Annotated in this window: 12 protein-coding genes and 1 tRNA gene; 6 read left to right on the forward strand and 7 right to left on the reverse strand. The window is 67.0% G+C overall.

The window, feature by feature from the left end; translation table 11 throughout:
• The first annotated feature begins 208 nt into the window (after positions 1-208).
• Positions 209-1366, forward strand: a complete 1158-nt coding sequence (locus tag OG203_RS16775; RefSeq protein WP_405166583.1) for a PucR family transcriptional regulator — start codon at positions 209-211, stop codon at positions 1364-1366.
• A 9-nt stretch (positions 1367-1375) separates the two neighbouring features.
• Here OG203_RS16775 and OG203_RS16780 read toward each other — a convergent pair whose 3' ends face one another.
• Together OG203_RS16780 and OG203_RS16785 are read right to left on the reverse strand one after the other, a co-directional pair.
• Entirely contained in the window at positions 1376-1807 is a 432-nt protein-coding gene (locus OG203_RS16780) for a holo-ACP synthase (RefSeq protein ID WP_405166584.1), read from the reverse strand.
• 11 nt (positions 1808-1818) lie between these two features.
• Positions 1819-11178, reverse strand: coding sequence for a fatty acid synthase subunit beta domain-containing protein (locus OG203_RS16785; RefSeq protein ID WP_405166585.1), 9360 nt, complete (start codon positions 11176-11178; stop codon positions 1819-1821).
• 388 nt (positions 11179-11566) lie between these two features.
• Between OG203_RS16785 and OG203_RS16790 the strand changes: the two genes are divergently transcribed.
• Positions 11567-11648 (forward strand) — tRNA-Leu (locus OG203_RS16790).
• Positions 11649-12036: 388 nt separating this feature from the next.
• On the opposite strand, the gene OG203_RS16795 is transcribed toward OG203_RS16790, so the two are convergent.
• The 5 genes from OG203_RS16795 to OG203_RS16815 all read right to left on the reverse strand — a co-directional run bounded on the left by OG203_RS16795 (position 12037) and on the right by OG203_RS16815 (position 18150).
• Entirely contained in the window at positions 12037-12519 is a 483-nt protein-coding gene (locus OG203_RS16795; RefSeq protein ID WP_405166586.1) for an AbrB/MazE/SpoVT family DNA-binding domain-containing protein, read from the reverse strand.
• 331 nt (positions 12520-12850) lie between these two features.
• Positions 12851-14434 carry a benzoylformate decarboxylase gene (mdlC, locus tag OG203_RS16800; RefSeq protein WP_405166587.1) on the reverse strand — a complete coding sequence of 528 codons (1584 nt, stop codon included), beginning with the start codon at positions 14432-14434 and terminating at the stop codon, positions 12851-12853.
• 286 nt (positions 14435-14720) lie between these two features.
• A complete protein-coding gene (locus tag OG203_RS16805; RefSeq protein WP_405166588.1) occupies positions 14721-16367 on the reverse strand; it encodes an amidase in 1647 nt (548 codons plus the stop codon).
• A 110-nt stretch (positions 16368-16477) separates the two neighbouring features.
• On the reverse strand, positions 16478-17590 hold the full coding sequence (locus OG203_RS16810; protein WP_405166589.1) for an alpha-hydroxy-acid oxidizing protein: 1113 nt from the start codon (positions 17588-17590) through the stop codon (positions 16478-16480).
• 251 nt (positions 17591-17841) lie between these two features.
• Positions 17842-18150 carry a MarR family winged helix-turn-helix transcriptional regulator gene (locus tag OG203_RS16815; RefSeq protein WP_405166590.1) on the reverse strand — a complete coding sequence of 103 codons (309 nt, stop codon included), beginning with the start codon at positions 18148-18150 and terminating at the stop codon, positions 17842-17844.
• A gap of 352 nt (positions 18151-18502) precedes the next feature.
• On the opposite strand from OG203_RS16815, the gene OG203_RS16820 reads away from it, so the two are divergent.
• The 4 genes from OG203_RS16820 to OG203_RS16835 all read left to right on the forward strand — a co-directional run bounded on the left by OG203_RS16820 (position 18503) and on the right by OG203_RS16835 (position 26523).
• Entirely contained in the window at positions 18503-19936 is a 1434-nt protein-coding gene (locus OG203_RS16820) for an FAD-binding oxidoreductase (protein WP_405166591.1), read from the forward strand.
• 113 nt (positions 19937-20049) lie between these two features.
• Complete coding sequence (locus OG203_RS16825) at positions 20050-21501, forward strand: FAD-binding oxidoreductase (protein ID WP_405166592.1); 1452 nt, start codon at positions 20050-20052, stop codon at positions 21499-21501.
• A gap of 91 nt (positions 21502-21592) precedes the next feature.
• On the forward strand, positions 21593-24502 hold the full coding sequence (locus OG203_RS16830) for an FAD-binding and (Fe-S)-binding domain-containing protein (protein ID WP_405166593.1): 2910 nt from the start codon (positions 21593-21595) through the stop codon (positions 24500-24502).
• A gap of 461 nt (positions 24503-24963) precedes the next feature.
• Entirely contained in the window at positions 24964-26523 is a 1560-nt protein-coding gene (locus tag OG203_RS16835; protein ID WP_405167893.1) for a carboxylesterase/lipase family protein, read from the forward strand.
• Positions 26524-26847 lie beyond the last annotated feature (324 nt).

Consider the following 26847-nt stretch of genomic DNA (forward strand, 5'->3'; position numbering starts at 1 on the left):
CCTTCGTCGTCCGATCGAGCAAGGCTTCGATCCACCTGCGCTACTCGGCCACGACCTGGCGTGTTGTCCGAAAGTACAACCGCACGGCTCGGTATCGGTGCCGACTCTCCAGTATTACCCGGGAAAATGCTGGCTGGCTATGGTGCGACCGTCGAATTCCGCGCACATCTTTTGTTGCTCAGTCCAACGAGAGTTACCCTGCACAGTAATGGTCAGCCGCCCACCTCCCGCGGACCGCCGAGCCCTGTTGGCGCGGCTGTTCTCGCACGCCACCGAACTGACCGCCAAGACGATCGACAAGATGCGCGCCGAGATACCGACCTACGCGCGGATCGATCCGACGGTGCTGCTGCCCGACGCGGTACGCACCGTCCAGCAGTTGTTACGCACACTGGCCGCCGAGCGCGACCTCACCGACAGCGAGTTGGCTGTCTTCACCGCACACGGCGAAACCCGTGGCCGCCAAGGGATTCCGGTGACCGAGATGTTACGCGGCTGGCGGCTCGCGGTCCGGATCGCCATCGATGAGGTGGTCACGGCGGGCCGCCGCATCGGCATCTCGGACGGCGAGTTGCTCGAGCTGACCAATGACATACTCGCCCTCACCGATACCGCGATTCTGGCGGTGGCCCGCGGTCACCTCGACGCCGAATTCCAGCAGACCCGCCACGATCAGCAGCACCGCACCGACCTGGTCCGCGGCATCCTGTTCGGCACGCTCGGTCCCGGCGAGATCCGCCTACAGGTCGAACGCTACGGCCTGGACTCCTACCGGGAATTCCACGCGATCCGGGCAAGGCCGAGCGCCGACCTCCCCGCCGACCCGCTGACCAAGCTGCTCGAGCCCTTCGGCGGCGACCGGCCGCACGGGCTGCTCGCGGTCATCGACGGCGATGTCGCCGGAATCGTCGACGCCCTCCCCTCGGGCGATATCGGCACGGCGGTCGGTGTCGGCCCTGCCGTCCGGCTGGATCGGATGGAACCGTCCTTCCGCCGCGCCACCCGCGCGATGGCGACCGCCGACGCCTTCGAGCTGACCGGCGTGCACGACCTGGCCGACCTCGGACTGCTGCCCGCGGTATTGGCTGACACCGAAGTCGGCGAGGAACTGTTCAACCGCTACATCACGCCACTCGGCGAAAGTGACGGCGCCGCAGCACTACTCGACACCGCCCAGCACTATCTGAGCAACGGCATGCGAGTGGATCACGTCGCCGAGGAGATGCAGCTGCACACCAATACGGTGCGCTACCGGTTGCGCCGCTACCAGGAGCTGGTCGGGATCGACCTCGCCGATGCCGACCGTGCCCTGGAAGCGTGGTGGGCGCTGCAGCGCAGGCGGCTGCGGCGCACGCACCGAGAGTGACTGTCCGCCTTACCCTTCGCGGCCCTCGATCAGATCCACCATTTCGCCTGGGTCTTCCAGGACCACCATGGCGGCGGCCGTGTCACCGTCGTGGGTCAGCGACAGGTGAACCCTTGCGCGCGGCAGGAATTCGGCGGCGAGGCCGTGCAGCTTGATGCTCGGCCTGCCCCATGCGTCGTTGACCACCTCGATCAGCGGGTACGGGTTGTCGCCGATCTGTGGGCGGCGCGCGAAACGTGATGAGGCCCAAGCCTTGATCACCGCCTCCTTCGCCGCCCACCGCACCGCGTAGCTGCGCGCCGGATCGGTCCCCTTGCTCTGACAGTAGCGTCGCTCGCCCGCGGTGAAACTTTCCCGGACCATGGTTGTTCCGGCGCGTTCGAGCTGTTCGGAGAACTCGGAGATGGTCACCAAGTCCAAGCCGATACCGAGGATCGTCATAAGCCGGGAGCCTACGACCTGGTCTGGCGGTCGGTGAACGAACCGTCCGCAGTGTGGCCAGCGCCGCAGCCGAAGCCGTCGGCCCGGTACGCGCCGTCCCCGCCGAGGCGAGCCTCGGCCGAGAGCAACACATCCGCTTCCAGCTGGCGCGCCTGCTTGGCAGGCGTGCCGTCACCACCCATCCGACGGTCCGCCGGACGCTCGTACAGCGGTGCGCCGCCACACATGGCCTCGGTGAACCGCTGCCGCCCGGCGAGCTGACGCTGCTGCGCCCGCTCCTGGTAGGCCTCGCGGCGCTCCGGCTCGATCGCCTGGATGAACGCCTCCGGATGCACCACCGCGAGCAGCCCGTTGACGTGCCCGAAGCCGAGCGAGGTCAGCAGACCGGCCTTGAGCGAGAACTTCTCGCCGAAGCGCAGCGGCTCGCGCGCCCACACCAGGTGCGGGTACGCCTGCATCTTCTCGTCGACACAGTCCAGGCTCCGGTTCGGCGGCACCACACCGTTTTCCAGCACCTGGCACAGGCCGATCAGCTGGAACGCGGCCGCACCGCCCTTGGCGTGCCCGGTCAGGCTCTTCTGCGAAACCACGAACAGCGGTGCGCCGTCGGAGCGGCCGATGGCCGTGGCGAGCCGGGTGTGCAGCTCGGACTCGTTCGGGTCGTTGGCCGCCGTCGACGTGTCGTGCTTGGAGACGACCGCGATATCGTCCGGCCCGACACCGAGTTTGCGCAGTTCGGCGGCGAATCGGGATTCGCGGCCGCCACGCCCCGCACCGAGCGCGCCGAGGCCGGGCGCCGGGATGGAGGTGTGAACGCCGTCGGCGAAGGACTGTGCGAAGGCGACCACGCCGAGCACCGGCAGGCCCATCTCCACCGCAACGTCACCGCGGGCGAGCAGCACGGTGCCACCGCCCTGTGATTCCACGAACCCGCCGCGACGGCGGTCGTTGGCGCGGGAGAAGTACCGGTCGCTGATGCCCTTGGCGGTCATGGCCGCCGAGTCCGCGGTGGCCGACATGTCACCGAAGCCGACGATGCCCTCGATGCCGAGATCGTCGAAGCCACCGGCGACGACCAGCTCGGCCTTGCCGAGGCGGATCTTGTCGACGCCCTCTTCCACCGACACCGCCGCGGTGGCGCAGGCGGCCACCGGGTGCACCATCGCGCCGTAGCTGCCGACGTAGGACTGCACCACGTGGGCAAGGGCCACGTTCGGCAGCGCCTCTTGGAGAATGTCGTTCGGCCGCGACTCGCCGAGCAGGTTGTCGACGTAGAGCGAACGCATCGAGGACATGCCGCCCATGCCGGTGCCCTGGGTGTTGGCCACCAGGCTCGGGTGCACCCAGCTCATCAGCTCGGACGGGCTGAAGCCGGAGCTGACGAACGCGTCCACCGTGCAGACGACGTTCCAGAGAGCAACGCGGTCAACGGAATTCGCCATCTCCGCGGAGATGCCCCAGATGGTCGGATCCCAGCCGGTCGGGATCTGGCCGCCGACGGTGCGCGACAGCTTGGCCCGGCGCGGCACCCGAATCTCGGTGCCCGCCTTGCGCGTTACCGTCCAGTCGGCCGAATCCGCCACCGGCACAATGACCGTGTGCTCGGGGTCGGCCTCGTGGAAGGCGCGTGCCTCCGCCTCGCCGCCGACGGTGAAGGTCAGGTCCTGATCGAGGAACACCGACGTCATCAGCGGCGCGGTGTTGTCGAGCATGGCGCCGTCGTCGCCGTAGCGGCGCACGCCGCAGCGGGCGACCACCGCGTCGTGGTACTTGTCGGCCAGCTCGGCTTCGGCGACGTAGTCACCGGATTCGGCGTCGTACCAGCCGGGCTTGGGGTCGTTCTCCCAGGTGACAAGGCCGGTGGTCCAGGCGAGCTCGAGCACGCCCGCGGCCGAGAGCTGGTCTTCGACCTCCATCTCGAACCGGGTGCGGGCCGAGCCGTACGGGCCGAGCTCACCGGCACCGACGATCACCACCATGTCGGCGAGATCGGTGGTGACCGTGCCCCATTCGGGCACCGGCAGCGCGGAGGACAGGGTCGGCGGCGCGGGCAGTGCCGAAATCGTGGCCGCCGCAACGGTTTCCACGTCGTCTTCGGCTGCCTGCTCCGCGGCCTGCTTGGCCAGTGCAGGCAGGTCGAGCTTGGCCCTGGCCAGTCCGCCGGTCAGGTCGATCTGCTGCGGGCCGGTGAGGGTGACCTGGCGAGCGCGCGAGGTGCACCACTTGAGCAGCTCGTCGGCCATCTCGGTGGTGGACCAGGTGTGCACACCGGCCTTCTCCACGGCCGCGACCATCGGGTCGTTGTGGCCCATCAGCCCGGTGCCGCGCACCCAGCCGATCATCGCGTGCACCAGGGTGACCCGGGTCGACCACGACTTCTCGGCCCGCCACTTGGCGACCACCGCGTCGAGCGCGGCCTTGGATTCGCCGTAGGCGCCGTCGCCGCCGAAGAGGCCGCGGTTGGGCGAACCCGGAAGCACCACATGCAGTTTCGCGTCGACGTCGTGGTCGGCGCCGATGGTGGACAGGCCACCGATCAGCCGTTCCACCGACCAGAGCAGCACGCGCATTTCCATTTCCGCGCGGGCACCGGCGTCGGCGAGGTCACCGGCGACCCGCGGCGCCGCGAACGGCAGCAGCATGGTCGGCGTCATCGCGTCCTTGGTCTTGACCTTCGCGCCACCGGCGTTGTCGACCTGTTCGGTACCGACCCACTCGATCAGCGCGTCGATGTCCTGGTAGGACGCCATGTTCGCGGGAACGACCCAGAGGGCGGCACCGTGGCGGGCGTTGTCCCGGTACAGCTTCCGGTAGAAGCTCAGGCGGTCGTCGTTGAGGCTGGACGTGGTGACCACCACGGTCGCGCCGCCGCCGAGCAGCCGCCCGGTGACCGCCGCCGCGATGGAACCCTTACTTGCACCCGTGATCACCGCGATGTCCGCGGACCAGATGCCGCGATCATCGGTGCTCAGCGCCGCCGTGGCGATGCGCTCGTAGACACCGGCGAGCACCGAACGAGCCTCGTGCTTGGCCCGCTCGCGCCACCAGTTTGCCTGTGTGGCAACGGCTTCACCGGCACCGAGGTACCCGTTGACCGGCAGTTCCGCGCTCTCGGCGTCGTCGCCGAGCCACAGCTTGGCCAGATCCTCACGGGCCGTTGCCCATCGGTCGTCGAGCAGCACGGCCTTGCGAGCGTCGAACGCGGGTGCGACCAAACGCGGCCAGTCCGAACCCAATTCGGCCGAAACCAGGTCGACAAGCGAGTTGTCGGTCGCCGTCGGCGCGGACACCTGCTCGGCCAGGCCGAGCTGCTCGAGCACCACCCGCGCGGCCGTGGCGAGCACGCCGTCACGTCCGGTGATCTGCTCGGTGAACTCGCCGAGCGCGGCCGCGTCGACGGTGCCTCCGCCGCCACCACCCGAGGAGGGCAGCGACACCGCGACACCGCGGCGGGCGGCGACGGCCTGGACGGCGGTGTCGATGGCCGCGTCGACCGAGGCGGCGTCACCGAGCGCGCCGGAGACCAGCCCACCGAGGTCGCCACCGCGCACGCTGGCGCCTTCGCGGGTGCCGAGGGAGACCTCGGCGGTGACGTGGTTGGCCCAGCCGTCGCCGAGCTCCCATACCTTCTTCACGCGCTCGGCGATCGCGGCCGGGCGCTTGCCGGACGGACCGAACACCTTGCGCAGGTGGTCGCCGATCGAGTCGGACAGCACCGAACCGAAGGGCTTGTAGGTGCGGGCGAGCCGCTCGACCGTGACCGACAGCGCACCCATGTCCGCGTCGGCGGCACCGTCGATGGCGCCGAGCGACAGCTCGGAGCCGAGGTCGACGAGCAGCTGGTTGCGGCGCGAGGAGACGCCGTCGCACAGGCCCTCGATGGTGTCGACCGGGCCGATCTGGTCCAGCCGCAGTTTGGTCCACAGCGCGATGAGCACGCGGGTGGCGTCGGCGGCGCTGAACACGATGTCGTCCGGACGCGGTCCGCCGGAGCTGGCCACCGGTGCGGCGGCCGCCACGGGTGCCGCGGCAGGCGTTGCGGCCGAGGCGGTTTCGACGGTGTCCTCGGTGGGCTCGTCGACCGGCGCGGGATCGGTGTCGGTCGAGTAGACGACCCCGGCCTCGCGCTCGATGTTGAGCACCTCCACCGTCGCGCCGCTGAACGCGGGCAGCTTCAGCGTCTGGGTAGCCAGGTTCGCCACGGTAGGCGTTGCGCCCAAACCGATTTCGACGAACCGCTCGACCCCGAGACCACCGTGCTCGGTATCGGTGAACAGCAGGTCCTGGGTCTCGATCCAGCGCACCGGGCTGGCGAACTGCCACGCGAGCAGTTCGACAAGCACGACGCGGCACAGCTCGACGGGCCGCGTCGACCAACCCTCGAAGTCGGCGAGGACCGCGGCGAGCGGCTCCGACGGCACCAGATCCGCGATCTCCTCGATGAATTCACGCTTCAGCGAGAACGGCCTCGGCACCAGGTTCGGGATGTAGCGGCCGATCAGGACTTCCGGGTGCAGATCGGCGGGCAGCAGCTGCTCGAGCTTCTGGCGGAACTCCGGAACGCCCTTGCGCAGCACGGTGGAGTGGAACGGCACGTCGATGCCGGGCACCACGATGAACGCCCGCTTGCCACCGAATTCCGCACGGCGCCGGTCGATCTCGGTCTCCAGCGCCTCCAGTCCGGCGACGGTGCCCGTGATCGCGTACTGCGAACCACGCAGGTTCAGGTTGACGACCTCGAGGAACTCTCCCGTCGCCGTGCCGATGCCGGTGACGAAGTCGATCACCTCGTCGTCGGGCAGCCCGATCTGCGAGGGGCGGATAGCCGCCAGCCGATAGTCGCTGCGGCCCTTGGCATCCCGCGGCACCAGCTCGTGCATCGCGGACCCGCGCTGGAACACCACCTCGAGCACCGCCTCCAGCGGCAGCACCCCGGCGGCCGCGGCGAGCGCGTTGTATTCACCGACCGAGTGACCGGCCAGCATCGCGCCCTCGACGAACGCACCGGCCTCGCGCAGCTCGGCGACCTGGGCGACACCGAGGACCGCCATCGCGACCTGGGTGAACTGGGTCAGGTGCAGCACGCCGTCCGGGTGCCGGTGTTCGACACCGCGCGCCTTGAGGTAGGTCGGGTTGTCCCTGACCACGGCGAGGATGGAGAAGCCGAGCGCGTCGCGGGTGTGCTTGTCGGCGCGGTCCCAGATCGCCTTGGCGGCCTTGGAACGAGTCCGCGCGTCCAGGCCCATGCCCTTGCGCTGGATGCCCTGGCCCGGGAACGCGTAGACCGTCTTCGGTGCGGCGGTGCGACCGGTCGCGGTCATCACCAAATCGCCTGCGGCGCGGCAGGATACCTCAACGATCTCGCTGCCCGCGTCGACCGCGATCCGCTCGACGCGCACGTCGATCTCCGCGCCGGGGCGAACCATGCCGAGGAAGCGGGTGGTCCACGCCGTCACGGTCCGAGCCGGGATCGCGCTTTCCGGGTCGACCGCCGAGACCGCGTGCTGTGCCGCGGCCGAGAGCCACATGCCGTGCACGATCGGGCCGCCGAGACCGGCGAGCTTGGCGGCGGAATCGCTGGTGTGGATGGGGTTGTGGTCGCCGGAGACCGCGGCGAAGGCGTGCATGGTGCGCGGCGCAACGACCGTGACGTCCCGGCGGCGCCGCCGCGGGGTGTCGGTGGCGGCGTCGGACACCGTGCCCGCCGCGCGCGGCGGATCGGTGAGCTCGCCCGCACCGTTGCGGCCGCGGATGGCGAACCGTTCGGTGAGGGTGGCGACCGTCGGCATGGACATCCCGGTTTCCGGGCGGTCGAGCATGCCCGCGATGCGCACCCGCACCTCGACGACGCGGCCGAGGTCGGTGTCGAGCGTCTCGCCCGCTTCCGCCCGCACCGCGAGAACGCTTGCGCTGTCGGGCAATTCGGCCGCCAGTTCGATCTGGTGATCCAGGTGGACCAGGTCCAGCATGCCCTCGATAACGCTCGCGCCATCGGCAGCACGCGAGGCGCCGAGCACCGCGAACACGGCGGGCCAGCAGGCGCCGACCAGCACGTCGGGGACCGTGCGGCCGAGCGTGCTCAGCGCCGGGGGCATACCCGAACCGGTCACGCCCGCGTGGTCGGCGACGAGGTCGGGCGACCACGCGATGTTGAGGTGGGCGACCTTGCCCTTCACCTCGGGCAGATCCTGTCCGGCGGCGACGGCAAGCAGCGCGGCCATCGCCTCGTGCGCGTCGGCCTCGGTGACGACCGGTGCGCCGCCGTTGTAGGTGGCGGTCGGCACGGTCACGCGGATGCGAACCACGTTGGCGCCCAACAGCGGAACGGTCAGCTCGACGTAGGAGTTGTCGGCGTCCGGTCCGGTGGTCTCGGTGAGCGTGGCACCGGTCGGCGGGTGCACGGCGCCCTTGCCGTCCACCGTCCAGTCCGCCAGATCGCCGAGCCGGTGCACCGGGTTGACGGTGGTGCGGCCGGACCATTCGAGGTCCGGCGCGGCCAGCACCGTGTCGATCGGGCCGGTGGTCACGCCGGCGACGCGGCGGGCGTCGATCGCCACCGGCACCACACCGGCGCGCACCAGCGAGTACGCCGTGTCCTGCTCGAACCGGTCGAGCAGTTCGCCGACGGGCTCGTCGACCCGGGTGATGCCGGCGACGGCGACAGTGCCGGGGATGACGCACACCTGGTCGGCCGAGTAGCGCGGATCATGGGCCTGCCACAGCGAATCCGAGCGCCACCAGCGGCGCACGTCGCCGTCGACGACCGGCACGAAGTTGACCGGCTTGCCCGGGGTCTTGCACAGCGTCACGAAGAACGGGACGTCGGCCGGATGCAGCACTGTCTGCTCCGCAACCGGGTACTGCGCCTTGAGCGTGCACAGCGCGCCGACCGGGTTCTCGAAGTCCTCGTCGGAGGCGAACAGCGTGGCGATCTCACCGCGATCGGCCGGGTTGAGGCGAGATTCGGTGCGGCGCATCATGTCCGCGAAACGGTCACGCCAGGTGATGTCGAGCCAGACCGAGCGGGTGGCGTCGGTGATCGCGTCGCCGATATCGCTGCCGCAGTCGAAGTCCTTGCGGCGGTCGAGGCCTACCGCGAGCTCGACGTAGCGCTCCAGCCAGTCCAGGTAGGTCATCGATGCCACATCGCCGAAATACGGCTTGGCCGTGCCGTTCAGCGCCTCGATGATCTCGTCGCGACGCGCGGCGACGGCCTCGGCGTCACCGGCGACCTCGTCGAGCAGGCGACCGGTGCGCGAGGCGGCGTTGTCGATCTCGTGGATGTCGGCGCCCAGTTGGCTACGGCCCGAGGCCATTCCGCCGGACGCGGTACCCGCACCGACCCAGTCGGGGGTGCCGGGGGTGTCGACGAGCAGCTGCTTCACCTCGGGCGCGGTGGTCGCCTCCAGCGTGGCCATGGCGGCCGTGCCGACCAGCACGCCGTCCAGCGGCATCACCGGGTAGCCGTGCGGGGTTGCCCACTCGCCGGTCAGGTATTCCGTTGCGCGCTCAGGGGTTCCGATGCCGCCGCCGACGCAGACGATAACGTTCTCGTGGTTGCGCAGTTCGGCGTAGGTCTCGAGCAGCAGGTCGTCCAGGTCTTCCCAGGAGTGGTGCCCGCCCGCCTTGCCGCCCTCGATGTGCATGATCACCGGGTAGTCCGGCACCTCGGCGGCGATCCGCAGCACGGCACGGATCTGCGCGACGGTGCCCGGCTTGAACGCGACATGCGAGATGCCGACCTCGGTGAGTTCCTTGATGAGCGCGACGGATTCGTCGAGTTCCGGAATGCCCGCCGTGACAATGACGCCGTCGAACGGGGCGCCCGCGGTGCGTGCCTTCTGCACCAGTCGCTTGCCGCCAAGCTGCAGCTTCCACAGGTACGGGTCGAGGAACAGCGAGTTGAACTGGACCGCGCGGCCCGGCTGCAGCAGCGTCTTCAGCTCGGCAACCCGATCGGCGAAGATCTGCTCGGTCACCTGGCCGCCACCGGCCAGCTCCGCCCAGTGGCCCGCGTTCGCCGCCGCCGCAACGATTTTCGCGTCGACGGTGGTAGGTGTCATGCCCGCCAACAGAATTGGCGAACGACCGGTCAGCTTGGTGAACGCGGTCTCCACCACGATCCGCCCGTTCGGCAGCCGAACCGGACGTGGCGCGAACGCCGTCCACGGCGCCGCCGTCTCCGGCGCGGCACCCGGGGTGAGCAGGCTGCGTTGCCCGTCCCTGGTCGCGGCGGCGACCATGCCGACGCCGGTGCCCTTCAGCGAACCGCCGGTCAGCCTGGACAGCAGATCGCCGGGGCCGAGGTCCAGAATCCATTGCGCGCCAGCGGCAACCATGCCGTCGACGATCTCCACCCAGTCGATCGGGTCGACCAGGATCTCCTGCGCGAGCACACCGGCCAGCGCCGCGTCCAGGCCGCACTGGTTGGCCCAGGAGGTCACCAGATCCACCGTGTCGGCCAGCGCCGGGTGGTGGAACGCGACATCGACGGATACGTCCTCGAAGACCGGCGCGAAGATCGCGCCGCCGCGTACCTTGGCGTCGCGCTCACGGGACTGCTCGTCGTGAATCTGCGCGCAGCGCTGCCGTACCCGCTCCAGCTGGGCTGGGGTACCGGAAAGCACTGCGCGCCTGCGTCCGTTGCGAATAGACACCACCGCGGCCGCCGCTGGATCGACGCCTTCGGACACCTGGGCGACGACCGCGCGCAGCTGCTCGGGATCGACGTTGGACACCGCGACCATCGGCGAGCGCTCGCCCACCGGCATCAGCCCGCGCCGCCGAGCGACCAAACCGGCTGCCGCGCCGATCAATTGGGCCACGGCGAGGATCTCGGCGTCGCGCTGCCCGCCGGCCTCCACCGCGGTCGCCGCCAAGCGCCCCTGCGAGTGGCCGACGATCGCCACCGGCGCGTGTTCGGTCGGGTCGAGTCCGTTCAGTCGCAGCGCGCGCATCGCGGCCAGCTGCGAGAGCAGCACGCCTGGCATCGACACCGCGGCGGAACGCAGTACCTGCGGCGACGGGGCCGCGGAGACCTCGCCCTGGTCGGTGTCGGCCAGTTCCTCCTCGAGCATCCACCCGATCGGGTCGAAGCCGACGGGTCGGACCACAAGTAGCTGTGCGGCAACAGGCTCGAGCAGCGCTTCCGCCTCATTGACCAGTGCGGTCAATTCCGGCTCCAGCGCGCTGTCGCGGCCGATCTCTTCCAGCTCGTCGAGCCACTGGGCGCCCTGTCCGCCGAACGCGAGCGCGTAGGGCGTCCCGTTCAGCAGGCGATCCAGCAGTGGCGATCGGGTCCCAGCCGCCTGGGCCGCACCGACCTTCGAGCTCTGTCCGGTACCGGTCTCGGTGCTCTCGTTGATCGTCAAGACGATTCGACTTCCTTCTCCTGGCGACGCGCCCTGGCGAGACACGCCGCTCCCTCCGGTGCGCAGGTGTTCCTCAGCGTTGGGGCCTGATACCGGCGAGGATAGCCAAAATCATGAGGAAATCCTCACGTTTGCTCGCCGGCTAAACCGCATACTGCCGAGTATTCATGTACGTCCGTACCAGAATCATGCCAAACATGACTCCCCCTCATGTTTGAACACGCTGGTCTGCCGGGTTACTAACACGTACGAAACATGAGCGCTCCTCATGTTGAGAGTTATCTAATCGTTATAATCCCTGGTAGGGTTACTGACCAGTACGCCACGCCCACCCGAAGCTTCGCGAAGTCGGTCAAGCCCGGTAGAGTTTGGACGGTCGTACCATCACGCGCGAGTGGCGAAATTGGCAGACGCGCCAGATTTAGGTTCTGGTGTCCACGGACGTAGGGGTTCAAGTCCCCTCTCGCGCATTACTTGTGTCATATGTGTCGCGTTCAGGGGTTCAAGAGCCCCCGAACGCGACACATATGACCCCCACCAGGGCTCTTTCAACACTTCCCCGCTATCGAAGCCAGCTACGTGTTCAAGAGCTCTCGAACACGCGCCTGCGGTACACGCGAGAAGTTTGCCCGACTCAGCCAGGAACCTGTCGAGTACCCGACCGTCTGGCCTCTTCGCGATAACAGGGTGGTCGCTGGTCCAACACCGACGAAGGCCGAACGTATCGGCGTGTCTCTTCGAGCCCGTTTTCCCGAACGCATGCGAAGCCAGCAACCAAGGTGTAATGGCCCGGCAACCGCTTCTACCGCGAAGCAAAGCCGGTCAAACACCCCCGAACCGGACACCGCAACGCAACAGCTAGCCCTCCCCCGGCGTGAGGAGCGGAATCACCGCCCGAGCCTGCGGATACCGCACCGGCGCCAACATCGGCGACAGGGCGCGGCCCAGGGCCTGTGGGCCCAGAACCGCGACAAGCCCCTCCTCGGGCATCGCGACCAACAGAACCGGATCCCCCGCCTCGATACCAGCATCACGGCGCATGTCGGCCGGCAACCGGACATGACCCCGACGATCAATCACCGCACGACCCCACTCCACCGCACCGATCGTCATCACGTCCCCGACCCACCCGAACCCGACCACCGTCCCCGACGGCCACCCCATCGCCTCGAACACCCGCGGCGCACACACCCGCGACCGATCATTGATGATCGACACCGCGAACTGCGGCAACCACAACCGATCCGACGGATCAGGGATGCCCGGCTCGAGCAAGGACTCCGCCGCGTCCAGACAGCGGTCCATAAGAGCGTGGAACTGTTTACGATCGAATGTGGACATCGGACATCGGCTCCTGCCCCGCCGCTGATCCTCGTCCCACTCCATCAAAGCCGAACATCACCAGGTGCGCCACCCACAACCGACCACACGCAGACCTCAGTGCAGACCGATGCCGCCCCGAGGTTCGGTTGCGCGCCTCGGATACTTTGGCCGTCACCCTGGCTGTGCCCGGTCATCGTGAATTCGTCTTCGCCGCGGAGTCCATTCATGTCCCGGCCCTCGATGGTGCGCACATGATCGAGGCCGACCATGATCGTCTGGAACTCACACTCGGTGTCGGGAGGGTCGGGGCGGGCGGCGAAGCGGCGCCTCGTGGCTCCGTTTCGCCGGGTCAGTAGAGGTTGGCGGTGACGGCGGTGACGGGGATGTCGATGACGGTGGTGGTCTGTGCCGCCAGGGCCTGGCTGACCGCTTGGCGGACCTGCTCGGGGGTGGTGGCGCGGATGCCGGTGCAGCCGTAGCTACGGGCGAGGCCGGGCAGGTCGAGGCCCGGGAGGTCGAACGAGGGCGGGTGCGTCGCTCCCAATTGCGCGGCCAGGTCCTTCATCGCGCCGTAGCCACCGTTGTTGAGCACGATGACGATCACGGCGATGCCCGATTGTGCTGCGGTCCACAGGGCTTGGATCGAGTACTGCATGGCGCCGTCGCCGATGAGGCAGACTACCGGGGCGTTCGGTTCGGCGAGTTTGACGCCGATGGAGGCGGGCAGCGCCCAGCCCAGTCCGCCGGCACCGGTGTTGTAGTAGCCGTGGGGGCGGCGCACCTGCAGGTGGCGGCTGCGTACCTCGCGAAACGTCGGGGTCTCCTCGACCAGGATGGTGTCCGGGGGAAGGATGTCGCCGAGCAGGTGGAGGACGTACTCACCGGTGGGCGGTTCGGTCAACGGCGGCTGTTCATGGGTGATCGGCTCGACGCGGGGGCGAGCACCCGCTGCGGGCGGCAGCCGATCCAGCAGCGCGGTGACGCCCTCTCGGAGGCAGGTGCGGATCCCGGTTCCGGTCTCGGCGCGAGCCAGCGCGGCCGGATCCTCGCTGAGCTGAATCAGTTCCGCTCCCTCGGGCAGGGGTGAGCCCTGAGCGACGATGTGATAGGTGAAGACCGGGGCGCCCAGGACCAGGACCAGATCGGCGCCGTCGAGGGCCGCGCGTACCTTGTCGCGCGCGGGTATGAGTTGCCCGCGGAAGGCCCGGTGGTTCTCCGGGAAGCCGATTCGGTTGGCGTGCGGGCTGATCCATACCGTCGCGCCGATTCGTTCGGCCAGTTCGATGGTTTGGTCCCAGGCGTCGTCGCGATCGACCTCGGGACCCACGACCAGCACGGGTCGTTGCGCGGCAGCCAGTTTCGCGGCGGCCGCCGCCAGTTCGTCGGTGTCGCCGGTGAATCTGTCACCGACGTGGCGAACCGACACGGGCTCGGTGGCCGCATCCCAGTCGTCCATGGGGACCGAGACGAACACCGGACCGGCGGGACGCTGCATGGCGATATGGCGGGCCCGATCGATAGCGAGTGGAACATCTTGTGCGCGTGCGGGTTCGATGGCCCATTTGACATACGGCTGCGGGAACTCGGTGGGCTGCTGGGCGAACAGATAGGGATCGAACGGGAGCAGTTCCCGCGCCTGCTGACCGGCCAGGATCACGACCGGGCTGAAGTTGCGGGCGGCCGAGTACACCGCGCACAGCCCGTTGCCCAGGCCCGCCGCCGAATGCAGCGTGACATACGCCGGTCCGCCGCTGGCCTGCGCGTAGCCGTCTGCCATGGCCACCGCCGAGGCTTCCTGCAGCGCCATCACCCAGCGCAGCTCGGCGGGCCACTCGGCGAAGAACGGCAGTTCCGTCGAACCAGGATTGCCGAACACCACCGAATCGCCGGTCTCGCGAAGAAACTTCCGAATCTGATCACGAACCGTTTTCACGCTCAGCCACCTCGTTCCGAGTCGAACTATCGTGAGCAGCCCATTCCTGGAGCCGCAGAATGCGCCAACATCGGCGGCCCGGTCGAAATCAGAAATTCCTCGCACAGAATACGGCCCGAGCGTCCAAATTCGGACAACGCCACGTCCGAACCGCATTTCTGGACAGCCCGCGCGGCGGTAACCTCGGATCGCGACCGTTCGACCGTTTCCCGCCGAGACCCAACCTCCCTGATATGCGTTGTACGGAAAATGAGTGCGCAAGTTGGCGGTGTCCTCAGAGGAACTGTCAGATGTCCGGTGTCGCGGTGTGGTAGTCGGTGTGGGCTTGGATGTCCACGGCGATTTGCAGCAGATGGGCGTCGGAGTAGGGCGCGCCCATCAGTTGCACGCCGACGGGTAGCCCGGTGACCGTGCTGGGTTGGGCCGGGATGGCGACGGCGGGCAGGCCGCAGTAGTTGGCGTCGTTGGTTTGTGGTGACATCGCCATGCCCTCTTGCGGGCCGTAGTCGCCGAAGGGTGGGCGGTCGACGAGTTCGGTGCCCAGGACCGGGAGCAGCATCGCGTCCAGGGCATGGTCGCGCAGGAGCGCGCACCAGTGTTGTTGGCGGCGGGTGCGTTCGCGCAGTAGCTGGTTGTAGGCGATGGCCTTGGGTTCGTGATCGAGTAGGAAGGCGAAGCTTTCTTTGAGGTACCGGGTGTAGGCGTCGCGTCGAGCGGGCCACCATTGTGCTTGGTAGGCACCGATTTCCACGCCCTGGCCGATGATCATGTCCAGGTAGTTCATCGGGGTGGGGGTCTCGACCTCGATCACCTCGGCGCCGAGGGAGCGCAGCGTCGCCTGCATGGCGCGGTAGCTGTCGGCCACGCCGGGGTCCAATGTCGGTGCGGTGGCTGGGATTCCGAGGCGGGTGCCGGACAGGCCGGACGGGCGTGGCGTGCTGGGGTAGGACTGGGGCCAGTCGATGGCGCCGTTGGTGCGGGGATCGAAGGGGTCGAATCCAGCGATCGCGGCGAGTAGGGGTCCGAGGTCGGCGGCGCTGCGCGCCATGGGCCCGACGTTGTCGAAGCTCCACGCCACGGGGATGGTGCCGTAGACCGAGACCAGTCCTGCTGTGGGTTTGATGCTGCATACGTTGCAGGCGGAGGCGGGGATGCGCAGGCTGCCCGCGGTGTCGGTGCCCAGCGCGGCCGGGGTGAACCGGGCGGCGAGCGCGGCGGCCGAGCCGCCGGAGGAACCGCCGGGCACCTTGTGGAAGTTCCATGGGTTGGCGGTTTGCTCGGTGAGCGAGCCGATCGCCATTTGATGGGTTTGCGCATGCCCGAGCAGCGGCATCCCGTCGGCCTTCAGTCGTGCCCAGGCGGTGCAGTCGCCCGTGGCGACGTTGTCACCGAGCAGGGCGGGCAGGCCTGCGGTCAACGGACGACCCTGCACGGCGAATACGTCCTTGAGCGCCAACGGAATTCCGCACAGCAGCGGGGTGCGCTCGCCCTCGGATCGGCGGCGTGCATCGGCGTCCCGAGCTGCCGCGAGCGCGGTGTCGGGGTAGCGGCGGACAAAGGAGTTGATCTCGATGTCCTTGTCCTCGGCCCGGTCCAGCAGCGACCTGGTCAACTGCTCGCTCGTGAGTGCGCCCGCGCGCAGCAGCGCCGCGAGCTCGAGCACACCGAGCCCGGTCGGATCAGCGGCATCGATGCCGCGATGATCGGGCAGTGACAGCTCGTAGGTGCGGGGTTTCGCTACCGGGCGGGGTGCCTGCTGCACCGGGAAAGGCGCGAGGGCATCGGTATTGGTGGGATCGGTCGCCGGTGGCTGCTCGGGGTAGGACAAGGTCGTTGCCGGCGACATAGTGGATGAGCCGGCCTTGCTGTAGCCGGCGACGACGACCGCGGCCGAGCCCACCGTTACCGCTTGGGCGAATTTGCGACGTTCCATGACATCCTTCGATCAAGTCGACGAACACAGACGCACTGAGAAAGCACCCGTCCTCTGGCACTACGGCAGACGCCGTGATCACGTGGGGCGCGGCAACGATCGGTGCCGGTTCACCCGCCGGTGGGCAGGAACGCCTCGGGGGTGAGTTCGGCGATGCTCGGGTAGCCGTCGAGGGCCATCATCAGGTCTGTTTCCCGCAACAGCGCGTCGAGGACGTTGACGATGCCGTCGGCTCCGGCGAGGGCGAGGCCGTAGATGTAGGGGCGGCCGATGCCGACGGCGGTCGCGCCGAGGGCCAGGGCCTTGACGATGTCGGCGCCGGTCCGGACGCCGGAGTCGAACAGGACCGGCATTCCGTCGGCGGCCGCGACGACACCGGGCAGCGCATCGATGGCGGCCAGCCCGCCATTGGCTTGCCTGCCACCGTGATTGGAGCAGTAGACCGCGTCCACACCGACGTCTTTGGCGCGCCGGACGTCATCGGGGTGACAGATTCCCTTGAGGATCAACGGCAGATCGGTCAGCGAGCGAAGCCAAGCCATATCGTCCCAGGTGAGGCGGTTCCCGAAGATCGAGTTCCAGGTATCCATCGCCACCGACGCGTCGTTGTCGGGTGAGGCCGGGAGCAGCTTCTGGAACACCGGATCGGTGAGGTAGTTGGCCAGGCACTCGCTGCGTAACCGGGGAGAGTTGGTCAGCGACGGATCGCGGGGCCGCCAGCCGGTCTGCCAGCAGTCCAGGGTCACCACCAGCGCTCGGAATCCGGCGGTTTCAGCGCGGTGCACCAGGCTTTGGGCCAGGTCGCGATCGGTCGGGGTGTAGAGCTGGAACATCCCAGGGGTGTCACCGAAATGCGAGGCGACGGTCTCGAGCGGGTCGACGGCCATGGTCGAGGCCATCATCGGCACTCCGGTGCGGGCCGCGGCCTGTGCGGTCGCGATCTCACCGTGGCCTTGGGGATCGCATAAGCCGATCACCCCGACCGGAGCCAGGAACAGCGGGGTCGGCAGGACTATGCCACACAGCTCGACGGAAAGATCGCGCTGGTCGGTGGCCCGCAACATGCGGGGAAGCAGACTAAGTTTCCGGAATGCGGCCACGTTGTTGGACTGAGTGAATTCATCGCCCGCCCCGTGGGAGACATAGGACCAGATATCGGGCGCCATCGTGGTGCGCGCTTTTTCTTCCACTTCGGTGTAATCGGCGAAGTTCGTCATGACCATTCCCTTCTCGAAGCCGATAAGTCGAACCGGACGTTCAGTCGAGCGGAATGCTGATGGCTAGTCGAGCGGAATGCTGATGGCTATTGGTGGAGCGGGCCACCATTTGGTTGGCAACCCCAACACTGGTCTACTGATCATGAGCGACGGTTTACGCCCGCACAATGTGAGATAACGGACATCCACAGTAATACTCAACGCCTGCGACCGGTTCGAGGGCTTCGTGGGCGGGGGCTGCCCTACCAGTGCGCCGATCAGGTGATGTGAGCGAGGACTCGGCCCAGCATGTCGATCAGTTGCTGTTTCTCGGTCGCCGACAACGGCGCGAACACCTCGTCGTCGAGTTCGGCCAGGATCTGGTCGAGCCGGCGTAGCTGACGACGCCCGGCCGAGGTGATGGTGATGACGTTGCGGCGTTTGTCACCAGGGTCGGCGGCGCGTTGCAGCCATGACTGTTCGGCCAGGCTGTTGACGATGGCGTTCATATCGCTGCGGTCGATCTCGCACCATCGGCACAGATCGGCCTGACTGGACGGACCGGATTCCGCCAGAGCGGCCAGCACGGAATAGTGATAGCGCCGAGATCCGGCCGCCGAGATAACTCTCAGCGACCGCTGATCTGCCCGTAGCGCCGACTGATGCAACAGCCACGTGGCGGTGACACGCAAACGAGTCAGCGAGGGCTGCACCGAGGCCGAAGCAGGTGGTTGTGGGGCCATACTGTCGACTATCCCACATTGTTGGGCACACCAACACCCTGCTAACGTCGGATGCGAAGTTGGCGTATCCAATGAGTTCCACTCAGGCAATAATCTGTGATCGGTTACTGTTGGGCAACTTGATCTCGAATGCTTCACCAGCACTGGTCCTCCAACGACAAGGGTGGTATCTGCAATGGTGAGTTTCAAGGATTTGATGCACGATCGTCTTCCCTCGATTCCGGCGGCGTTCCCGCAGGACGCCTCTTTCGATGAGGCCACCGCGACCTGGAATTACCTGGCACAAGCGCAGCCGGTCGGCGTGGTCGCCCCGCGTTCGACCGCGGAGGTGCAGGAAATCATCCGCTGCGCTCACGAGGCGGGCGTCACGCAGTTGGCGATCCGCTCTGGTGGACATGCGTTCGAAGGCGGCAGCCTCGGCGGCCAGGATGGGCAAGCGATGGTGATCGACATGGTCGAGATGGACGACATCACCATCGAGCGCGACGCCATGACCGCGACCGTCGGCGGCGGCACCCTCACCGGGAACCTGATGGTGGCGGCCTTCGAACAGGGCGGGCTGATGCTGCCGACCGGTGAATGCATCGCCGTCGGCATGGGCGGTCAGATCCAGTGCGGCGGCTACGGTCACTACTCACGCACCTACGGCATTCTCACCGATCGTCTGCTGCGCGCGGAGATGGTGCTGGCCGATGGATCGGCGGTCACCGTCGATGATCATCACAACCCGGATCTGTTCTGGGCGATCCGCGGCAGCGGCACCGGCTCGTTCGGTGTCATCACTAGCATGACCGTACAGTTGAACAAGGCCCCCGCCGCACCGGCGAACTTCTTCATCAAATACCCGCTCAGCGACGCCGCGTCGTTCGTGTCGACGTTCAAAGCGATGCAGGACTATTCACTGAACGCGCCGCCTGCGTTCAATCCGATGATCGTCATTTGGCGCGGGCATCTGGAAATCCTGGGCTCGCTGGCGACCGAGACCGAAGCCGAGCGCGACGCCCTCGTCGCCGACATGCGCGAAAAGCTCCCTGCCACCGATCAGTTCGACATCCGCCCGGCGGACTACGTGGAGACGATGCGGATCCAGGGCCTCGAGGACACTTCCGCGCCTTACTACCCCGACCTCAGTGATGTCCGGCGCGAACGCCGAGAACATTTGCGCTATATGAAGATCAAGGCCGGTTTCGTGCCCGAGCCGTTCACCGACGAATTCATCGAGAAACTCGCCGAATTCGCCATCACCCAGCCCACCGAAGGAGTCCGCATCCAGCTCTTGTGCCTGGATCCGAACTCCGGGCTCCCGGTCGAAGCCACCGCGATCAAGAACCGCGGCTGCCCGTGGCTGATGGGGATGTCGTGCTGGGTGCCACTCGAAGACGCCGGCGACATGGCCACGATGGTCGCGACCGGCAAAAAGTACGAACAGTGGCTCGAGCAGGCCTACGAGATCTTCTACCCCTACCTGACCGGCGGCTATATCGGCGACGACGATTATCAAGAAGGCGCCAAGGGCCGCGACATGTTCGACAGCTACTACGGCCGACACCTACCGCAACTGAAAGCGGTCAAGGGCAAATACGACCCCGACAACCTGTTCCACCACAAACTCAGCATCCCGCTCGACTGACCAGCGCGGGGCGATCCCCGCTCAGGAATCGAACACGTGACGACGGTACGAAAAGCCGCGCCCAGCCGAACGGCCTGCTGCCGGTCTTTTATGTAAATCGAGAGGAGATAGCTATGGTCGACATCGCGAAGCTGCTCCACCAGCACCTGCCTTCGGTGCAGATGAGTTTCGAGGGTGACCCGGACTACGACCGGGCCAGAGCGACCTGGAATGTGCGGACCCAGTTCCGTCCACTAGGGATCGTGCGGCCACGCAGCACCGCCGAGGTGGCCACGGTCGTGCGGTGTGCCCGCGAGGCAGGCGTCACCCAGATCGCGATGCGCTCGGGCGGTCACTCGATCGAGGGCAACGGGCTGGGCGGGCGGGGCGGGCATGCTCTGGTGATCGATCTGATCCATCTCGACAAGATCACCGTGGATCCGCAGGCGCGCACCGCGACCGTGGAACCCGGTGCGCTGCTCGGCAATCTGTACTGGGAGGCGTGGTCGCACGGCGAGCTGATGGTTCCCGGTGGTGACTGCTTGCCGGTCGGGGTCGGCGGACAGGCCACCTGCGGTGGATACGGGCGAGCCGTGCGCCGGTACGGCATCCTGACCGACCATGTGACGCAGGTGGAAGTCGTCACGGCCGATGGCCGCGTGCAGATCGCCGACGAGGACACCAACTCCGATTTGTTCTGGGCGCTACGCGGCTCGGGCACCGGCTCGTTCGCCGTGATCACCAAGTTCGTACTCCGCCTGCACCAGGCACCGAAAGCCCCGGCGAACTTCTCGCTGCGTTACCGCCTGACCGATATCGACTTCGTCGAAACGTTCACCGCGCTACAGGATTTCACCCTGAGCACACCGACGACCTTCAGTCCGATGCTCGTCATCTGGAAAGGCATCCTGGAAATGGTCGGTGTGATCCTCACCGACACACCCGCCGAGCGCGACGCCATGATCGCCGACATGCGCGCGCGCCTGCCCCAACCAACAGAGTCCGACATCGAACCGATGAGCTATATCGACGTGATCGCCACCCAAGCCGCGACACAGACCTCGGCCCATTGGCTGGCCGAACCCGGCAAACTCACCCGCGAAGCCGACGAAAACCTGCGTTACCAAGCGATCAAGGCCGCACACCTGCCCGAGCCCTTTACTCCCGAGGTCATCGCGAAACTCGGCGAACTCGCGGCCAGGCAACCACTGCAGGGTGCCCGCATGCAGATGCAAGCCCTGGACCCGGCCTCCGGACTGCCGGCCGACGCCACCGCGGTCAAGGTGCGCGGCGATGTCTGGCTGCTCGGCTTCGGCACCGACGTCGAATCCGACGAAACCGACGACCCCGCGCAGCTTGTCCCGCTCGGCGAGGACCGCCGCTGGTGGCCCCGCGAGGCTTACGAGCTGATGTATCCCTACACCGTCGGCGGCTACATCGGTGACGACGACCTCGAGGAACAGGCCCATGGCCGGGACATGTGGGCCAGCTACTACGGCGAACACTTCCCCCGGCTCCAGGCCATCAAACGCAAGTACGACCCGGACAACCTGTTCCACAACGCCATGAGCATCCCGCTCGACTGAACAAACGCCGCCCCACCGGGGCACAGATCGGCCTTTTTCATTCCCATGCTCGGCATGTGTTGTCCGGTGCGCCGGACGGAAGGAGCTGATCGTGAAGTTGTGGCAACCATTTCTGCACGCGCCTGCGCTGCTGGATTCGCCCGGCGGCTGCGCTGACGCCGCACCCGCGGAATTGGCCCAAGGCTCCCCCGCAGCATTACAGGCTGACATGGAGTCCCTGCTCGGTGCGGACAAAGTGCACGCGCGGGCACTCGATCTGGTGCGGTATGCCAGCGATTACAGCCCTTATCGGTTGATTCCGAAGGTGGTGGTAAATCCGCAGACACCGCAGGAGATCGCGGCGGTGCTGGCCTATGCCCGCGAGCACGGACACACCGCGACCTTCCGGGCAGCAGGAACCAGCCCGAACGGGCAGGCCGCGGGCGACGACATCCTCATCGATGTACGCCGCGGCTGGAGCGGCACGTTCGTCGAAGATCAGGGGGCGCGGGTGCGGGTGCGGCCGGGCACCGTCCTTGCCATGGCCAACGCTGCCCTCGCTCGGCGCGGTACCCGGTTGGGCCCCGACCCGGCCAGCGCCCATGCGTGCACGGTGGGTGGCGTCATCGCCAACAACTCCTCCGGTTTCGCGGCGGGAGTCGCCCAAACCGCCTCGGCCACACTGCGTTCGGTCACGGTGGTGCTGCCATCGGGAACGATGGTAGACACCGGCGCCGACGACGCCGACGAAGTGCTCGCGGCCACCGAACCGGAGCTGGCCGCGGGACTGCTGCGGATCAAGGCCGAGATCGAGGCCGACACCGAACTCGCCGACCGCATCCGCCGCAAGTTCGCCATCAAGAACGCCAGCGGGTATCGGCTCGACGGCTTCCTGATCGGTGCGACACCGGCACAAATCCTGACCCGGCTGATGGTGTGTTCGCAAGGCACGCTGGGATTCGTCGCTGAGGCCGTGTTCGACACGGTGCCGCTGCTGCCCGCGCGCGCGGACGCGTTTTTGCTGTTCGACACCCTCGCGCACGCCGCCGAGGCGGTGCCGAAGTTCACCGCGGCCGGTGCTCAGGTAGCCGAGTTGCTCGACGGGCGCACCCTGCGTGCGTGCGCGCAGCTGCCTGCGGCGAATCCGGCCTGGGCCGAATTGCCTTCGGGCTCCGCGGCATTGCTGGTGGAGGTGCGGGCCACCGACGAGGCGGCATTGGATTCCACGCTGCCGCTGGTGGAGGCGGTGCTGGCCGGCTGTTCCCTCCTCGAACCGGGCCGCTTTACTCGCGACCGAGCCCAGATCGGCACCTACTGGCGGATTCGTGAGGCATTGGGCGGTTTGGTGGGCATGCAGCGGCCCGTCGGCGCCACGATGATCGGTGAGGACGTCTGCGTACCACCCGCTCGGGTCACTGATGCGGCGAAAGACCTTGCCGCCCTGCTGGATAAGCACGGCTACGACCCGTCTCTGCAAGGGCATGCCTCGGCAGGCAACTTCCACTTCTGTCTGATGGTCGACTTCAGCACCGCAGCAGGCAAGAACAACTACGCGCAGTTCATGGACGAGCTGGTCGAGCTCATCACCGGTAAATACGACGGTTCATTGAAGGCCGAGCACGGCAGCGGCCGCAACATGGCGCCATTCGTGCCGATCGAATGGGGCGAGAAGGCAACCGATCTCATGTGGCGGATCAAGGAACTGTTCGACCCGCACGGGGTGCTCGCCCCGGATGTCATGCTCACCCGCGATCACACGTCGCATTTGAAGCATCTGCAGTCGATGCCTCGGGTGGAGGACACCATCGAGCACTGCATCGAATGTGGTTTCTGCGAACATGTCTGCCCCAGCCGCCACCTCACCACCACCCCGCGCCAGCGCATCGTCGTGCGCCGGGAGATGGCGCGCCAGGGCGGCGATACACCGCTCCGGCGCGCGCTGCTCGAGCAATACGAATACGACGCGGTGGAAACCTGCGCCGGAGACAGCAGTTGTTCGCTGGCCTGCCCACTCGACATCGACACCGGCACCATGATGAAAGCCTTTCGCCACTCCGAACACACCGCGCGAGAAGAGAAGACAGCGTTGCTCGTGGCCAAGCGCTGGGGATCGGTCGAGCGGCTGGCGAGGGTCGCGGTGCGCGGCGGTCACCTGCTGGGCGCCACCGTGATGACGGCCATCACCGGCCTGCTACGCCTGGTCGTGAGCACCGAGCTGATGCCGGGCTGGCTGCGTGAGATGCCCGCCGCAGCCCCCGCACGTCTGCCGCGGACCGAGCGCGACGGTGCGGCGGCGGTCTACTTCCCGGCATGCATCAACCGCATCTTCGGTCGCGGACAACAGGATCGGCGGGACCTGAGCCTGCCCGAAGCCCTGGTCGCGCTCTCCGCCCGCGCGGGCCTACCGTTGTGGATCCCCGATGACGTGCGCGGCAGCTGCTGCGCCACCGTCTGGCACTCCAAGGGTTACCACGACGGCAACACCTACATGGCCAACCTGATCATCGAAAACCTCTGGCGTTGGAGCGATTCCGGCACACTGCCGGTCATCATCGACGCCGCCTCCTGCACCCTCGGCGTACTCGACGAGATCACCGAATACCTGACCGCCGAGAACACCGCGCATCGTGCGGCGATGACGATCATGGACGCCACCAGCTGGACCCAGCAGAAGCTGCTGCCCAACCTCACCGTCGGCGCGAAACTCGACCGGGTGGCGGTGCATCCCACCTGCTCCACCCGCCACCTCGGCATCGACGGGACGCTCACCGAGATCGGCGCCGCCATCGCCGACGAAGTAGTCGTCCCGGAAAACGCCACCTGCTGTGCCTTCGCAGGCGACCGAGGTTTCCTGCACCCCGAACTCACCGAGGCAGCCACCCGCGACGAAGCCGACGAACTCGCCGATCAGCACTTCGACGCCTACCTGTGCAACAACCGCACCTGCGAAATCGGGCTCGAACACGGCACCGGCGGCCACTACGAATCATTCATCTTCACCCTCGAACGCCAGACGCGCTGAGAAAGAACAGCAGAACGACAACCGTATGAGAAGCCTCCTACGAGCGTGGCCGGCGCAGGGATTGAACCGTCATGGGTAAGGGACCGGCTTCAGGTTGTGACCAGCGCCGGTCAGCGTGGTGGTTGTTGAGAGTAGTACGCGGTTTCGTATTCGGCCGAGGTCAGGTAGTCGAGCCGGGAGTGCCGGCGGCCGGTCTACGTGATGGTGCCTGCGCAGGCTGCGCTCTCGAGAGAGCTGAATCCGCACACGAAGCCTCCCATTCTGGTAAGAATGGTTTTCCAATGGTTTGCCAGGCCGAGCTCGACTCGACCCGGCGGTAGTAATCGAGAGCGAGGTTCGTCGTGGTAGCCGAGTCCCTGATCGACCGAGTCCCCTCGAACTGCGCAGGTCGCCCGCGTGCGATCCCGCAGTATCCGCTTAACCATGGTGTCAGTCGCAGGGCGATCCGGGTGTTGATCAGTGTGCTGGCGGTATCGTTGCTGGCTGGATGCGGGTCGAACGCCACTGATTCACCGGGATCGGAGGGAGCCGATCCCGCGCTCGCACTGACCACCGCGGGGGCTGTGCGTGGCATCGTGGCGTCGGATCATCGGTTGTTCAGCGCGATCCCGTATGCGTTGCCACCGGTGGGTGAGTTGCGCTGGAAACCCCCGATCGCGCCGGAGAAATGGACCGGGGAGCGCGATGCCACTATGCCCGCGCCGCGATGCCCACAGGCTCCTGGCCCGCAGGCGGGGACCGTGTCCGGTGAGGATTGCTTGTACTTGAACGTGTGGACCCCCCCAATGCGTGCACGCAAGCAGGAAGACCGCGCAGTCATGGTGTGGATTCACGGGGGCTCGTTCACCTCGGGTAGCGGTGACAGTTATGTGCCACAGACGCTGGCCACCACCGGAGACATGGTGGTCGTCACCCTCAACTATCGTCTCGGCGCACCGGGATTCTTGGCGCATCCAGCGTTAGCGCACGACGACCAGGTCGGTAACTTCGGTTTGCTCGACCAGCAAGCCGCGTTGCGATGGGTTCGCGACAATATCGCCGGATTCGACGGCGACCCGCGCAAGGTGACTATCGCCGGTGAATCGGTCGGCGCGACCTCGGTATGTGATCATCTGGTCGCACCGGACTCACAAGGGCTGTTCCGAGCAGCCATCATGCAAAGCGGCCGCTGCCAGGCGCAAGCCGACCGACCCAGCGCAATCCAAGCCAGCCAGGCATACGCCGAAACTCTCGGCTGTAGCGATCCCGATACCCGAGACACCTGTTTACGCGACCTGCCCGTCAACGCCCTGATCGCCCAACCGCCCGCGTTCTACCGAGTGGCGGGTCTGCCCATCATCGGACCAGCGACCGGACAACGAACGCTACCCAACCCCCTCGACGCACTAGCCAGTACGACCGGTGCCAAGGTTCCTGTCTTGATCGGCACCAACCACGATGAGTTCGCAGTGTTCCTGGCCGGTGAAATGGCCGCAACACACCGGCAGATGACCGCCGAACAGTATCTACCGCGCTTGGCCGTGGACTTCGGCGACCAGGCCGAATCCATCTCTGCCGCTTACCCACTCGAACGCTACCCCCAGCCCGCCCTGGCCTACGTGGCAGTCATCACCGATTTTGCTTTCGCCTGCCCCAACGCCCGCATCGCCGAAACCATGGCTGCCGGGGCGCCGGTCTACGCCTACGAATTCAACGACCCTGCCCCACCAGCGCCGACCGCACTGAGCGCCCCACCCTTTCCCCTCGGCGCCGCCCACAGCCTGGAACTGCCCTATCTGTTCGACCATATCGACGGCGCCACAAACCTTTCCACCGACGCCCAGCAAGCTCTTTCCAGGCAGATGATCGATTACTGGACCCGCTTCGTGAACACCGGGGACCCCAACTCTCCGAATCAACCACCATGGCCCCGACTCGACCAGGGTCAACGCCTGACGCTACGACCAGGCACCAGCACCACCACCGACACCTACGAACACAACCACCAATGCGAACTGTGGAACACCCTGCCCGCACGCTGACGGGGTGCCGAACAAGGTGCATTTACGGATTTCGGACAGCCCCTGAGCGAGCGAGGCACGGTATTCGGCTAGTACCGCGCGTTCTCAGGACAACCGCTGATCGGTCTGACCGCCGGTAATAACCGCTTATCGAAGGTCAACTCCTGGCGCGAAAGCTCCTACAACCCAGTACCGCACGTCCTGGAGCATCGCGATCTGCCCGCAAGGCCACATCTGGCCGCGTACCTGACACTTTCCTCCAGCATCGTCGTGCTCTGGAACATGGTTGGCGAGAACACTTTTCGCGTCTCCGACGATGTGCTGAATCCCGCCGGTGCGTCCCGG

The sequence above is a fragment of the Nocardia sp. NBC_01499 genome (assembly GCF_045040275.1).
In the GTDB taxonomy this organism is placed as follows: Bacteria; Actinomycetota; Actinomycetes; order Mycobacteriales; family Mycobacteriaceae; genus Nocardia.